This window comes from Pleomorphomonas sp. T1.2MG-36, from assembly GCF_950100655.1.
Lineage (GTDB): Bacteria > Pseudomonadota > Alphaproteobacteria > Rhizobiales > Pleomorphomonadaceae > Pleomorphomonas.
The window spans coordinates 273,650-286,062 of record NZ_CATNLY010000012.1; the positions used below are offsets into that span (position 1 = coordinate 273,650).

12 protein-coding genes are annotated in these 12,413 nt (G+C 65.2%); 1 reads left to right on the forward strand and 11 read right to left on the reverse strand.

The window, feature by feature from the left end; genetic code table 11:
• Positions 1 to 64: 64 nt before the first annotated feature.
• Together QQZ18_RS08130 and QQZ18_RS08135 are read right to left on the reverse strand one after the other, a co-directional pair.
• On the reverse strand, positions 65 to 1,678 hold the full coding sequence (locus tag QQZ18_RS08130; protein ID WP_284539917.1) for a LysM peptidoglycan-binding domain-containing protein: 1,614 nt from the start codon (positions 1,676 to 1,678) through the stop codon (positions 65 to 67).
• A 233-nt stretch (positions 1,679 to 1,911) separates the two neighbouring features.
• Complete coding sequence (locus QQZ18_RS08135; RefSeq protein ID WP_284539919.1) at positions 1,912 to 2,124, reverse strand: hypothetical protein; 213 nt, start codon at positions 2,122 to 2,124, stop codon at positions 1,912 to 1,914.
• Between QQZ18_RS08135 and QQZ18_RS08140 the strand changes: the two genes are divergently transcribed.
• Complete coding sequence (locus QQZ18_RS08140) at positions 2,105 to 2,707, forward strand: LOG family protein (RefSeq protein WP_284539920.1); 603 nt, start codon at positions 2,105 to 2,107, stop codon at positions 2,705 to 2,707. The two genes, QQZ18_RS08135 and QQZ18_RS08140, sit on opposite strands and share 20 nt — an antisense overlap.
• A gap of 6 nt (positions 2,708 to 2,713) precedes the next feature.
• On the opposite strand, the gene cimA is transcribed toward QQZ18_RS08140, so the two are convergent.
• From cimA to QQZ18_RS08185, 9 genes are all read right to left on the reverse strand, one after another.
• The gene (gene cimA / locus QQZ18_RS08145; RefSeq protein ID WP_284539922.1) at positions 2,714 to 4,318 is read right to left on the reverse strand and encodes a citramalate synthase; all 1,605 of its coding nucleotides are present in this window, start codon (positions 4,316 to 4,318) and stop codon (positions 2,714 to 2,716) included.
• A gap of 63 nt (positions 4,319 to 4,381) precedes the next feature.
• Positions 4,382 to 5,332, reverse strand: a complete 951-nt coding sequence (gene pip / locus QQZ18_RS08150) for a prolyl aminopeptidase (protein ID WP_284539924.1) — start codon at positions 5,330 to 5,332, stop codon at positions 4,382 to 4,384.
• A 3-nt stretch (positions 5,333 to 5,335) separates the two neighbouring features.
• Positions 5,336 to 5,815, reverse strand: coding sequence for a GFA family protein (locus QQZ18_RS08155; protein WP_284539926.1), 480 nt, complete (start codon positions 5,813 to 5,815; stop codon positions 5,336 to 5,338).
• Between the two features lie 28 nt (positions 5,816 to 5,843).
• The gene (cysS, locus tag QQZ18_RS08160) at positions 5,844 to 7,208 is read right to left on the reverse strand and encodes a cysteine--tRNA ligase (RefSeq protein ID WP_284539928.1); all 1,365 of its coding nucleotides are present in this window, start codon (positions 7,206 to 7,208) and stop codon (positions 5,844 to 5,846) included.
• A gap of 280 nt (positions 7,209 to 7,488) precedes the next feature.
• Positions 7,489 to 8,010 (reverse strand): CreA family protein, encoded by a 522-nt coding sequence (locus tag QQZ18_RS08165; RefSeq protein ID WP_284539930.1) that lies wholly within the window; start codon positions 8,008 to 8,010, stop codon positions 7,489 to 7,491.
• 90 nt (positions 8,011 to 8,100) lie between these two features.
• Positions 8,101 to 8,874 carry a GDSL-type esterase/lipase family protein gene (locus tag QQZ18_RS08170; protein ID WP_284539932.1) on the reverse strand — a complete coding sequence of 258 codons (774 nt, stop codon included), beginning with the start codon at positions 8,872 to 8,874 and terminating at the stop codon, positions 8,101 to 8,103.
• Between the two features lie 31 nt (positions 8,875 to 8,905).
• Positions 8,906 to 10,282 (reverse strand): glutamate--tRNA ligase, encoded by a 1,377-nt coding sequence (gene gltX / locus QQZ18_RS08175; RefSeq protein ID WP_284539934.1) that lies wholly within the window; start codon positions 10,280 to 10,282, stop codon positions 8,906 to 8,908.
• Positions 10,283 to 10,367: 85 nt separating this feature from the next.
• Positions 10,368 to 10,820 (reverse strand): DNA polymerase III subunit chi, encoded by a 453-nt coding sequence (locus QQZ18_RS08180; RefSeq protein ID WP_284539936.1) that lies wholly within the window; start codon positions 10,818 to 10,820, stop codon positions 10,368 to 10,370.
• Positions 10,821 to 10,875: 55 nt separating this feature from the next.
• A complete protein-coding gene (locus QQZ18_RS08185; RefSeq protein ID WP_284539937.1) occupies positions 10,876 to 12,369 on the reverse strand; it encodes a leucyl aminopeptidase in 1,494 nt (497 codons plus the stop codon).
• Between the last annotated feature and the right edge of the window lie 44 nt (positions 12,370 to 12,413).

The window sequence follows — 12,413 nt, forward strand, 5'->3', positions numbered from 1 at the left end:
CCATCACTGAGATAGTCTCTTTTTCCACCGCGTGCCATGGTTGGGGCATCCGATGGCGGGAATGTTACTGACCGATCGGCCTCCAGGCGGCGTCGCCCTCCGGGATCACGAACACCTGGCCCGGATAGATCAGATCGGGATTGCGGATCTGGTCGGTGTTGGCCTGATAGATGGTCGAGTAACGGATACCCTTGCCGTAGAGGCGCTTGGCGATCATCCAGAGATTGTCGCCGCGACGAATGATCAGCGTTTCCGGCTCGGCCGGCTTGGCCTCGCCGGCCGAACCGGCGCCCGCCTGGGCGGAACCGATGCCAGAGGCCAGCGTCGGGGCGGAAAGACCATCCTCGGCGATCTGGAAGGGAACCTCGGCACGGGCGATCACCGCGCCGCCGGCACCGATCTGATCGATGCGAACAAGATGCTTGCCGGGGGCGAGTTCGACCTTGCCCTGGTAGAGCCAACGCCCCTTGTCGGCCTTGGTGTCGCCAACCGCCTTGTCGTCGACATAGAGCCGGATGACGGCACCGCTGGCGGCAGAGCCGGCGGCATAGAAGCTGTTGCCGTTCTCAAGCTCGACGGCGTCGATCGTGACGGCCGGCGCAGGCGTCGCGGCCGGTTCGACCTTCGGCGCGGTCGCGGGCTCGGCCTTCGGCACAACAGCCGGTTCGGCCTGCGGCGCGGCAGCCGGCTCGGCAGAGGCGGGAGCAGCATCGGCAGGCGCGGCATCGGCCGGAGCGGCCGCGGGCGTTTCGGCGGCCTGAGGCGCAGCCTGCGCTGTCGCCGGCTCCGAAGGCTTGGCCTCGGCGGCAGGCGTCAGCGCCGGAGTGGCGGCGGCGACAAGCATGTCGGCCGGCGGCGCGGGAATCTCGACCGTCGCCGATGCGGCAGCCGGCGTCGCAACGGGCTCGGCCGTGATCGGAGCGGCGGGCTCGGCGGTCGTTGCCGGCGTGGTCTCATTGCCGGCCGTAGCCGTCGCCGTGGCGCTGGCGGACGTCGGGGGTTCGACAGCCGGGGCAGGCGCAGCGACCGGAGCCTCGGCGGCGGCCGTCTGGGAGACGACGGCCTCGGCGGGATCGACGCCGGCATCGGCCAGCTTGGCCTGTGCCTCTTCCAGGCCGGGAACCTGCAGAACGGTCGACGGCGATCCGGGCTGGTTCAAGACGACCAGCACGTCACCGTTGCCGCCCTCGGGCACCGAGACGGCAACCGACTGCTCGGAGGAGGCAACCTTGCCGTCCTTGTCGGTCACGCGAACCGACAGATCGTGGGCGCCCGGCTTCAGCGGATCGGCGAGAACGATCGCCCAGGAACCGGCATCGTTGGCCTTGCCGTCGGCGACGATGTCCTTGCCGGACAGGATTTCCACCTTGGCGTCTGGTTCGCTCCGCCCTGCGATCACCGCGTCTCCCGTGGGTTCGACGCGGACGAGATCGAAAATCGGAACGACCGTTTCGGCAGGGCTGGCGGCAGCGACAGGAGCCGCATCGGCCTTGGCGGGGGCCGGCGTCGCAACGACATCGCTCGAGGCAGCCGCATCGGCCACCGGCGCGGGATGGCCGGCGATCTGGAGGTTGAGCTGGCGCAGCACGCTATCGAGCGCGCCTGAGAACAGACCGGCCAGAAGAATCACGATCACGCCGACGGCGCCGATCAGAATAGTGCGAAGTCTCTTGTTCATCACCCGTCCACGCCCCCGTCGGCTACACCGACAAAAACAACCGTATCGGCCGACCACCGAATGGTACCCGTCGGTCGATCCGTCCACCACCGACAGTCACGTCGGATGATCCACCGAGTCGCGACCAATCGAACACAATGATTTGAGCTACCTTCAAGGCTGCTCTTTTGTGCCGACAACGCCAAAACATGACGCGGCAGATTTTTTCATGCTTTATACTCATACGGTTAGGCTCACAAGTGCGGCTCTTTACAGGTTTCGGCCAACGGATCGAGCTTGCCGATTCCCTTGGAACCGATGCAAGAAAGCCGCACTTTTGCGCGCATTCGATGGCAGGGCGCCCACCGAGCAACCGTCGTCGTCGGCCTTCCTTTCGGCGCAGCCAGACGCTTGACGGCCGCGATACGGCGGTGCGACAAGAAAGACATGATCGAAATCAACAGCATCTGTGTGTTCTGCGGCTCGGCTAACGGCCGCAACCCGGCCTATGTGGCCGCAGCCGAACGTCTGGGCGCCGATATGGCCGCTCACGGTATCCGGCTCGTCTACGGCGGCGGCAACGTCGGCCTGATGGGAGCCACCGCCCGCGCCGTCATGGCCGCCGGCGGCCGGGTGACCGGTATCATTCCGGAGTTTCTGGTCAGCCGCGAGCGGATGCTCGACGGTGTCGACGAGTTGCATGTCGTGGCGGACATGCACACCCGCAAGCGCATGATGTTCGAAGCGGCCGACGCTTTCGTGACGCTGCCCGGCGGCATCGGCACGCTGGAAGAAGTGGTCGAACAGCTCACCTGGGCGCAGCTCGGGCAGCACAAGAAGCCGATCGTGCTCGCCGACATCGATGGTTTCTGGCAGCCGCTGGTCGGGCTGATCAACCACATGAACCGGGAAGCCTTCATCCGCGAGGGCTTCGATGTCCGGTATCATGTGGCGCGAACCGCCGCCGACATCCTGCCGACCGTGCTTGCGGCGGCCGGCAGCAATGGCGAAGTGGTCGCCGGCGACGCCGAGACCATTGCCAGGATGTAAGTCGCCTCAGGCGCCGGCGTGACCGTTCTTGAGGAGCTTGTAGGTGATCGAGTCGTCGAGGGCCTCGAACGAGGCTTCGACGATGTTCGCCGACACGCCCACCGTCGACCAGCGGCGGCCGCTCGCCCGGTCGAGGCTTTCGATCAGCACGCGCGTCACGGCGCCGGTGCCGCCGTTGAGGATGCGCACCTTGTAGTCGACCAACTCCAGGGCGGCGATCTCCGCCTGATACTTGCCGATGTCCTTGCGCAGCGCCTGATCGAGGGCGTTGACCGGGCCGTTGCCCTCGGCCACCGACATAAGGACTTCGCCATCCACCTTCACCTTGACCACCGCCTCGGTGACGACGACGCGCTCGCCGACGGCGTTGATCCGGCTCTCCACCATGGTGCGGTAGGAGATCACGTCGTAGAAATGCGGCACGTTGCCGAGGTGACGCAGTGCCAGAAGTTCGAAGGACGCGTCGGCCGCTTCGTAGGAATATCCCCGCGCCTCGCGCTCCTTGAGTTCGGACAGCAAGCCGGTCAACCGGCGATCGTCCTTGGCGTAGACGATGCCGAGCCGATCGAGTTCGGCGAAGAGATTTGAGCGGCCAGCCTGATCGGAGACCAGAAGGCGACGGCGATTGCCGACGCTATCGGGGCTGACGTGCTCGTAGGTGCGCGGGTCCTTCAGAATCGCCGACGCGTGGATGCCGGCCTTGGTGGCGAAGGCGGACAGGCCGACATAGGGCGCGTGCCGGTTGGGCGCGCGGTTGATGATCTCGTCGAATGCCCGCGACACCTGGGTCAGCGTTTTCAGTTGCTCTGCGGTCACGCCGGTATCGTAGCGGCTGGCGAACTCGTCCTTGAGGACCAGCGTCGGCAGGATGGTGGTGAGATTGGCGTTGCCGCAGCGTTCGCCGATGCCATTCAGCGTGCCCTGCACCTGCCGTACGCCGGCGCGAATGGCGGCGAGCGAGTTAGCCACGGCCTGCCCGGTGTCGTCATGGGCGTGGATGCCGAGATGATCGCCCGGTACCGATCGCACGACCGCCGTCACGATTTCCGTCACGTCATGCGGCATGGAGCCGCCGTTGGTGTCGCACAGCACCACCCAGCGGGCGCCGGCTTCGAAGGCGGTTCTGGCGCAGGCGAGCGCATAGTCGGGATTGGCCTTGTAGCCATCGAAGAAATGCTCGCAATCGACGATGGCTTCCCGGCCGGCCTTCACCGCCGCCTCGACCGACTGGCGGATGCAGTCGAGATTGTCCTCCGGCGTCGTCTTCAAGGCGATGTCGACGTGATAGTCCCAAGACTTGGCGACGAAGGTCACCGCATCGACCGGCGCGGCAAGCAGCGCGGCGACACCGGGATCGTTGGAAAGCGACACGCCGGGGCGCTTGGTCATGCCGAAGGCGGCGAAACGCGCCTTCGTCACCCGCTTTTCGGAGAAAAAGGCGTCATCGGTCGGGTTGGCGCCGGGATATCCGCCCTCGATGTAGGAAAAGCCCATCTCTTCAATGAGGCGCGCAACAATGATCTTCTCCTCGACGGAGAAGTCGATGCCCGAAGTCTGGGCACCGTCGCGCAGCGTCGTATCGTAGAGATAAAGGCGGGCCTTGTCCGTCATGATTGCGAACTCGTTTTCGGAACTGGCGAACGGCTCTCGTTCGCCTTCGGGGCTTCGGTCAGCTCACTCCGCAAAGCGGTCGGTGGCAGAGATCAGTTCGTGCAGCAGGCCCGGTTCGACCAGCGAGTGACCGGCGCCCTCGACAATGCGAAGGTCCGCTTCCGGCCACGCCTTGTGGAGGTCCCAGGCATTCTGCAGCGGCGTACACATGTCATAGCGGCCGTGGACGATGACACCCGGAATCCCCTTCAGCCTGCCGGCGTCCTCGAACAGCTGGCCGGGGCGCATCCAGCCCTCATGCACGAAGTAGTGGTTCTCGATGCGGGCGAAAGCCAGGGCGAACTCGTCGTCGATGAAGCCGGACGTCACGTCTTCATTGGGAAAGAGCGTCAGCGTCGAGCCCTCCCAAAGCGACCAGATGCGAGCGGCGGCGAGCCGGGTGGCGCGATCCTCGGACACCAGCCGGCGGCGGTATGCGGCGATCAGGTCGTGACGCTCGCCTTCGGGAATATGCTCGCGAAACGGCTCGAATTTCTCGGGATGGATCAGCGAAGCGCCATACTGGTAGAACCACTTCAGCTCGAAGTCGCGCAGGCCGAAGATGCCGCGCAGCACCAGCTCGGTGACGCGCTCGGGATGCGTCTCGGCGTAGGCGAGCGCCAGCGTCGAACCCCAGGAACCGCCGAACACCAGCCACTTGTCGACGCCGATCATCGTCCTGAGGCGTTCGATATCCTCGACGAGGTGCCAAGTGGTGTTGGCTTCGAGTGAGGCATGCGGCGTCGACCGGCCGCAGCCGCGCTGATCGAACAGGATCACATCGTATTTCGCAGGATCGAAGCAGCGCCGTTGGTTGGGCGAACAACCACCGCCCGGACCGCCGTGCAAAAAGACGGCCGGCTTGCCGCCCTTGCGGCCGACACGTTCCCAATAGACATGGTGACCGTCGCCGACATCGAGCATGCCGGTCTCAAAAGGTTCGATCTCGGGGTAGTAGCTGCGAAACTCGGTCATCGTTCAGGCTTTCGGCAGCGGCCAGACGGCGGTGTCGTGGTCGGGATGCTGGTTGGAAACGACATCGGCGACGAACTCGGCGCCTTCGAAGCCCTCGTCGGTACGAACGCGTTTCAAAGAAGCGAGGCCTTCGGTGAAGGGAAGTTCGGCCTCGACGCCATATTGGACGGTCGGCGGCAGAGCCGCCGGATCGTCGAAGGCGCCGGCGGCGATCGACGGCTCATAGCCGTCGGCCTCGTAGGTCAGCGGCGTGCCGCAATCGGCGCAGAAGGCGCGCGAGACGTGGTTGGACGAGCGATAGAGCTTGCGATTCCCGCGCGTCCATCTGACACCGCCTATCTCGAAAGCCACGAATGGCGCGAAATAATTGCCGACAGCTTTCTGGCACATGCGGCAATGGCAGATCGATACGGAAGAAACCTTGTCGGTGTCGCAGGAAAAACGGATGGCGCCACACTGGCAACCGCCGGTCAGAATGGTCATGGCGTTTCCTCCCGATGCTATGAAAAGCCTACCTCTTCAGGTCCCAACTGGTCTCGATCTCGCCGGTGTCCTTGTTCTTGCCGTCCATCAGCACCACGCCCATGGCGACGAGCTCATCGCGAATGCGGTCGCTCTCGGCGAAGTTCCTCGCCTTGCGCGCCTCGATACGGGCAGCGACCAGCGCCCTCACCTTGGCTTCGTCGATATCGGCCGCCGGACGGTGCGACGCCCAGTCCGAAGCGCTCTCACTTAGGAAGCCGAGAAGCCGCAAGGAGGCCGAGAGCGTCGCGGCATCGCCCTTGATAGCGTGCAGCTCGGCGATCGCCTTTGCCGTATTGAGATCGTCGGACAACGCCTCGATCAGTCCTTCGGAGGGCTGGCCCGGCGCTACGTCGGCGGCGATGGCGTACCATTCGTCAAGAGTCTTCCAGCCTTCCTCAAGCCCCTTGACCGTGAAGTCGATCGGCTGGCGATAGTGCGTCTTCAGCATGTTGAAGCGCAGAACTTCGCCCGGCCAGTCGTCGAGCAGTTCGCGGATGGTGAAGAAGTTGCCCAGCGACTTCGACATCTTCTCGCCTTCGACCTGCAGGAAGCCGTTGTGCATGAAGACGTTGGCCATCACGTCCTTGTGGAAGGCGCACCGCGACTGGGCGACTTCGTTCTCATGGTGCGGGAAGACGAGATCGACGCCACCGCCGTGAATGTCGAACGTTTCGCCGAGATGCTTCCAGCTCATGGCCGAGCATTCGATATGCCAGCCGGGGCGTCCCCTGCCCCACGGACTGTCCCAACCGGGCTCTTCGTTCGACGACGGCTTCCACAGAACGAAATCCATCGGGTCGCGCTTGTAGGGTGCGACTTCGACGCGGGCGCCGGCCATCATGTCGTCGAGCGAACGGCGGGCAAGCGTGCCGTAGTCCGGCATGGCCGGCACGTGGAACAGCGCGTGGCCCTCGGCGACATAGGCGAAACCACCGGCGATCAGCCGCTCGATGATGGCGATCATCTCGGCGATGTGCTCGGTGGCGCGCGGCGTCACCGTCGGCTTGAGGCAGCCGAGTTCGGACACGTCCTTTTCGAACTGGGCGTAGGTCTTCTCGGTGAGGTCGCGGATCGCCTCGACGGGCGCCACGCCGGGATAATCGCGGGCGGCCCGGGCATTGATCTTGTCGTCGACGTCGGTGATGTTGCGAACGTAGGTGACGTGCGCTTCGCCATAGAGGTGGCGCAGCAGACGGTAGAGCACGTCGAAGACGATCACCGGCCGGGCGTTGCCGATATGGGCGAAGTCGTAGACGGTGGGGCCGCAGACGTACATGCGGACGTTGCCGGCGTCGATCGGAGCGAAATCGTCCTTGCCACGCGTCAGCGTGTTGTAGAGCCTGAGTGCCAAAAGCCCGTCTCCCCTTGCCATGGAACGCGCAAACGCGAGTTACCGCCGGGCCGGCCGGGGGAAGCCATCATCCGTTCTGGTCTTCGGAAAGATCGTGACGGGGACATCCGCGGCCGGCGTGAAGCTCAGCCACAAATAATGCTAGCGGTAATGGTGATGCGCGCGTCCCGAAACATGGTCGCCGATATGCCGTGAAACGCGGTTCGCCGTCAAGGGAAGCCATAAAAAAACGCCGTCCTGCTGGGGGACGGCGTGTTTTCGAACAGCATTGGGCGTCGGCTTATTTCAGCCAGTCGCCGCACTTCAGCGCCGGCGCATCGCCCCAAGGCATGATAGGCACGGTGGAGGTCGAATTCTTCGGACTGCCCTCGATCAGCTTGTCGGAATAGACAAGATAGACCAGAACGTTGCGCTTCGCATCGCAGCCACGGACGATCTGCATCTTCTTGAAGAACAGCGAGCGGCTCTGGCGATACATATCCTCGCCCTGCTCGAACTTCTCCTTAAAGCTGATCGGGCCGACCTGACGACAGGCAAGCGAGATGTCCGATGTTTCCTCGGCAACGCCGAACATGCCGGAGACGCCGCCTTTTTCCGGCAGCGTGAAATGACAGGCGACGCCGTCCACCACGGGGTCGTCGATGGCGTAGACCGCGAGCTTGTGATCGGGCGTCAGGAAATGCCAGACCGTCGATCGCTTGAAGATCAGGTCGGGATCGTCGGACGCCGACGCGAGGGACGGAACGACAGCGGCAAGACCGAGGGCCACGAGGCCCAAAAGCGACTTCACGACATCACGCATTTTCTGGGGCATCCCGACGTTCAGCGGCATGGTCTGGCTTCGGCCGCCATGCAGGTCATATAAGCGCCCGTTGCGGCCGGCCAAGGCCGTTCAGCGAAAGACGTCCTTGCCGAGCGCGGCTTCGGCCGCGGCTTGAAGGGCATGCCCCAGCACGACATATCCCGCCGTCGAGAAGTGGAGATTGTCGTCGGCGTAATTGACGCAGGAAAGCCTCGCCGAAGCGTCGCTGTCGGCGGCTCGCGACTTTCGATATTGCCCGCAGGTGAAGGCGTCGTCGTCGATCGTCACGGCATGTACGTCAGGCAGGCGGCGGCCGAGAGCGGAGATGGCTTCGTTCACCTCCAGACGCCGATCGTCGAGAGCGCGGAAGTCGCCGCCGCGCGGCGGAATGGTCAGCACGAGAACGGGCGTCTTCGGCCACAGCGTCCGGAGCCGTTCGACGATCGTCTCGATGCCGGTCGCCACGGCGCAGGCGGGCGTGCCCGCAGCGAGATCGTTGGTGCCGATCAGAAGTGCGACCGCCGAAGGGCGAAGCGGGGAAAGGTCGGTGTTCTCCAACCGCCACAGCACGCTCGGCACCCGGTCGCCGCCCACCGCGAAATCATAGATCGACGTCGAGGGGAAGGCCGCCGGCAGGTCCGTGCGCCAGCCCGCGAACAACGAATCGCCGATCAGAACGACGTCGGCCCGTTCGGGACGGGCTGCCTGGACCTTCACGGTCTCCTTGAGGCTCGCGTAGATCAGCGTCCGCTGCGGCGTCACGGTGAGATCGATGGCAAGCGGGTCGCACCCCACCTCGTCCGCCCGAGCTTCGGGGCAAGCGAGAAGGCAGAGAACGACAGGCAGGCAAAGCCACCCCCACAACGCGCCTCCGCTTCGCCTGACCATGTGACGCTCAGCCTCCGATCGCGGCGGAAAGGCGATCCTTCACGGCCTGGGCGCCAATCAGCGGCAGGAGCGGCGCCAGCTCCGGCCCGTGGTCCAAGCCGGTCAGCGCCTTGCGTAGCGGAAGGAACAGCTCGCGCCCCTTGCGGCCGGTCTTCGCCTTCAACGCCGACGTCCATTCGCGGAAGCTATCGTCGGTCCATGGTTCCGGTGGCAGGACATCGCGCGCGACTTCAAGGAAATCGCGGTCGGCCTCGTCGACCAAGGGCGCCACCGGCCCCGTGATCAGCTTCCACCATTCGGCGGCGTCGGCAAGGCGCGTGCAGTTGCCCTTCACCGCCTGCCAGAAGGCCGGGTGAGCGGGAATGCCGAGGTCGGTCAGCCGCTTCCTGACGGTGGCAAAGTCCAGGCCGTGGACGATGCGGGCATTCAGCGTCTTGAGCTCGCTGGGGTCGAAGCGGGCCGACGAACGGGATACGGCGGCGAGGTCGAAGTCCGCCGCGAGGTCCGCCAGCGATCCTACCTTCTCCACGGCGTGCGAGGTCCCGACGTTGACCGCGAGCGAAGCCACCGCTTCCGGCTCGTAGCCCTCGGCACGCAGGGTGCGAAGCGACAGCGATCCGGTGCGCTTGGAGAACCCCTCGCCAGTGGCGTCGGTCAGCAGGTTATGGTGGGCGAATATCGGCACGGCGCCGTCCAACGCCTCGAACAGGGCAATCTGAACGCCGGTGTTGGTGATGTGGTCGCCGCCACGAATGATGTGAGTCACGGAGGTGTCGATGTCGTCGACCACCGAGGTCAGCGTATAGAGATAGGTGCCGTCCTCGCGGATCAGCACGGGATCGGACAGCGACGCGAGATCGACCGTCTCCTCGCCCCGGCAGAGGTCCTGCCAATGCACGACGTGGCGGCTCGGCGCCAGCGGATCGCCGTCGAAATTGGGCAGCAGGAAGCGCCAGTGCGGCCGTCGCCCCTCCCCTTCGAGACGGGCGCGGTCCGCGTCGGTCAGCCTCAACGCTGCCCGGTCGTAGATCGGCGGCAAGTGGCGGGCCAGCCGGCGTTTGCGGGCATACTCCAGCTCCTCGGCGGTCTCGTAGCAGGGATAGAGCAAGCCCTTGGCAACGAGATCGGCCTTGGCCGCCTGGTAACGGTCGAGCCGATCGGACTGGCGGAAAGACGCGTGCGGCCGGATGCCGAGCCAGGAAAGATCGGCCGCGATGTTGGCCGCGTATTCCTCCGTCGACCTGACACGGTCGGTATCGTCGAAGCGAAGGATGAAGTGGCCACCGGTTTTCAGCGCGAACAGCCAGTTGAACAGCGCCGGCCGGGCGTTGCCGATATGGATGTTGCCGGTCGGAGACGGAGCGAAGCGTACGACGGTGTTCATGTGCGTGGTTCTAGCCGAGACCATGAGCGAATGTCAGAGGTCTTTTCGGGAGATGAACAGATGGAGTGGGCCATCGTTGCCTTCTTCATGCCTTGCGCACCCATCGTGCGTCGCCATCCTGTTGCCAGTAGGTGACATCCGTGCCTCGATCCTTGAGCGTCTTCCACGCGGTCCTGGCTTCGATGCGCGCGGTCTCGTCGGTGCCATCGAAGATCAGCACAAGGCGCTCGTAATGCCCGGTATCCTCGGGCAGAGGCGCACGGTCGACCAGGAAGCGGACCGTGGCGCCGTTGGGCGTCTCCGGACCGGCGGCAAGGTAGACCGGCTGCAATGCCGAATGACCGTCCGCGGCGGTGCCGTGCGGCAGGAACGCGGCATCGTCGAAGGTCCAAAGGTGACTGTCGAGAGCGGCGAGTCGCTCCTGCGTGCCGGCTTCCACCACCACGCGCCAGCCGCGCTCGACCGACTTCTGCAGGAGAACCGGCAGAACCCGCTCGAGCGGCTGGCCGTCAAGGTGGTAGAAGAGGGCTTCGGTCATCGATCATTTCGCCCAACAAGCGGCAGAGGCCGGCGCATGGCGCCTGCCATCTTCCTCAACCTTCGAAGCGGGTGCGGACCAGACGGTCGAGCAAACGCACGCCGTAACCCGACGCCCAGGCGCGATTGATGTCGGTTTCGGGACTGGACATGGCGGTACCCGCGATATCGAGGTGCGCCCAGGGCGTCTCGCCGACGAAGCGCTTCAGGAACTGCGCCGCCGTGATCGAACCCGCGCTGCGGCCGCCGGAGTTCTTCATGTCGGCGAAGCGGCTGTCGATCAGCTTGTCGTATTCCGGCCCCATCGGCATGCGCCACAGGCGCTCGCCGGTATCCTCGCCAGCCTTGACGAGTTCGCCGGCCAACTGGTCGTCGTTGGAGAACAGACCGGCCATCTGCGAACCGAGCGCCACCCCGATGGCGCCGGTGAGCGTGGCGAGATTGATCATGAAGACCGGCTTGAAGCGGTCGGCCGCGTAGGTCAGCACGTCGGCAAGGACGAGGCGCCCCTCGGCATCGGTGTTGACCACCTCGATGGTCTGCCCCGACAGCGAGGTCAGAATGTCGCCGGGTCGATAGGAACCGCCGTCGGGCATGTTCTCGACGATGCCGAGAAGACCGATAGCGTTGACCTTCGCCTTGCGCCCCGCCAGCGCGCGGAACAGACCCGTGACGGCAGCCGCGCCGCCCATGTCGGCTTTCATGTCCTCCATGCCGGCCGCCGGCTTGATGGAGATGCCGCCCGAATCGAAGACGAGTCCCTTGCCGATGAACACGGCCGGGCGATCGCCATCCTTGCCGCCGTTCCACTTCATGACGACGACGCGCGGCGGCCGGACGGAGCCCTGGGCCACGGCGAGCAGAGCACCCATGCCGATCTTGCGCAGGTCCTTTTCGCCGAGGACCTCGACCTCGACGCCCAGCTTCTTCAGCTTCTCGGCCTCGGCGGCAAACTCCTGCGGTCCGAGCGCGTTCGGCGCCTCGTGGACGAGATCGCGGGCGATCACTACGCCATCGGCCACCGGCTCGACCTCGGCCCAGGCCTTCTTGAGCTTGCCGGAGTGCTCGGCGACGACGGTGACGGCAACGGGGCCGGTCGCCTCGTCCTTCTTCGCCGTCTTGTACTTGTCGAACTCGTAGGCGCGCAGGCGAAGCCCCAGCAGGAACTCGGCGCCCAGCTCGGGGCTGAGCGGTCCGCCGGAGGTTTCGAGGACCACCGTCGCGGCCTTGACCTTGAGTTCCTTCAGCTTGCCGTAGACTTGGCCTCCAAGCTTCAGCGCGGCCTTGTCATCGAATTCGGCCGCCGCCCCGACGCCGGCCAGAATCAGCCGGCCGGCCGAGAGACCGGCTGGAGCGAGGATATCAAGAAAGGAGCCGGGCTTGCCCGAAAAGCCGGTGGCCGCCACGGCTCGCTCGAACCCTCCGGTCGTCTGGCCGATCAAGGCGTTCCCAGTGGCGCCGGCCCTGTTGTCCGGATCGACGAGAATGACCACTACCGGGGCATCGGCCTCGAGCGTCTTGGAAAAGGAAAGAGAGGGAGCAGCCGCCATGATTTCTTCCTGATTGCCGGGCACCCATCAGCGAGCGCGATCCG